Source organism: Candidatus Nitrosotalea sp. FS, assembly GCF_011319475.1.
Taxonomy (GTDB): domain Archaea; phylum Thermoproteota; class Nitrososphaeria; order Nitrososphaerales; family Nitrosopumilaceae; genus Nitrosotalea.
In genome coordinates this window covers 5,171-6,294 of record NZ_RCMC01000181.1, presented here as the reverse complement: position 1 = coordinate 6,294, position 1,124 = coordinate 5,171, and the positions used below count along the sequence as shown (strand labels likewise).

Sequence of the window (1,124 nt, the reverse complement as noted above, 5' to 3'; positions counted from 1 at the left end):
ACCTTATCAGCAAAGGACATCGAGGGTCGTGTTGCAATTGCAAAGAGCTTGGGTGCAACAGAGGTTCACATTGTTGGCGGTTTTCATCCTGAACTTCCGCTTGAATATTATGAAGAGATGTTTAGAACGATTAAAAAAAGTCATCCTGAGATGCACATCAAGGCACTCACTGCAGCCGAAGTCTTTTTCATTGCACGTCTGACAAAAAATTCTGTCAAGGAAGTGTTGACTAGACTGAAAACATCTGGCCTTGATACGATGCCTGGTGGAGGTGCAGAACTGTTCCACCCTGATATTCGAAACCAAATAGTTCGTGGCAAGTGCTCAGGTCAAGAATGGCTTGATACAATAGAGCAAGCCCATAATCTCGGAATAAAGAGCAATGTCACAATGCTTTTTGGACATATTGAAAAACCTGAACATGTCGTAGACCACCTTGTAAAGATAAGAGAGGTACAAAAGAGGACCAAGGGATTTCTTACATTGATACCGCTAAAATTTAGCCTTGACAATACCGAACTTGAAAAGAAGGGTCTAGTGACCTCTGAGAGCGCCTCTACGTATGATCTTAGGGTTACCGCAGTATCAAGGCTGATGCTTGCAAACCAGCTTGATAACATCTCTGTATACTGGGTCGCATTGGGCAAAAAACTTGCACAAGTTGCATTGACCTATGGAGGAAATGATTTGGTGGGCACTGCATTCTCTGAGGAAATATATCGTGCAGCAGGCAAGGGAACGAACTCTTCAATAATTGAACTTGCAAACATGATAAAAGAAATCGGACGAGAACCTGCACAAAGGGACACGTTTTTTAACATTTTACAAAAATTCTAAAAATCCGGTATTATTGTAAAAAAATTAATTGTTTTTCCTTGCTTGATTCATGTTTTGTATTAATTGAGAATTATGCTTGGACTTGAATTATGCTCTCTGTAGAGTTTTGCTGCAGCATGTTTTTCTCAAATGCAGCTAGATGTTGTAGTCTGTATCTCTTGATTATGGTAGATATCTTTCTTGCAAGTGCTATGGGTCCAGTCGCTGCCTTGCTTGTAACTAAAATGATATTGTCAAACAATGGGAAAGAAAACATGGACAAATTCTTTCGATTGGTGTGGATATAT

2 protein-coding genes are annotated in these 1,124 nt (G+C 39.9%); one reads left to right on the top strand and one right to left on the bottom strand.

Annotated elements, in window-relative coordinates:
• Positions 1-837: radical SAM protein (locus DYY66_RS06610; RefSeq protein ID WP_166287312.1), on the top strand; the 837-nt coding region annotated here is incomplete at its 5' end.
• 70 nt (positions 838-907) lie between these two features.
• Here DYY66_RS06610 and DYY66_RS06605 read toward each other — a convergent pair.
• A partial coding sequence (locus DYY66_RS06605; protein ID WP_218583641.1) for a hypothetical protein occupies positions 908-1,124 on the bottom strand: 217 nt, incomplete at its 5' end.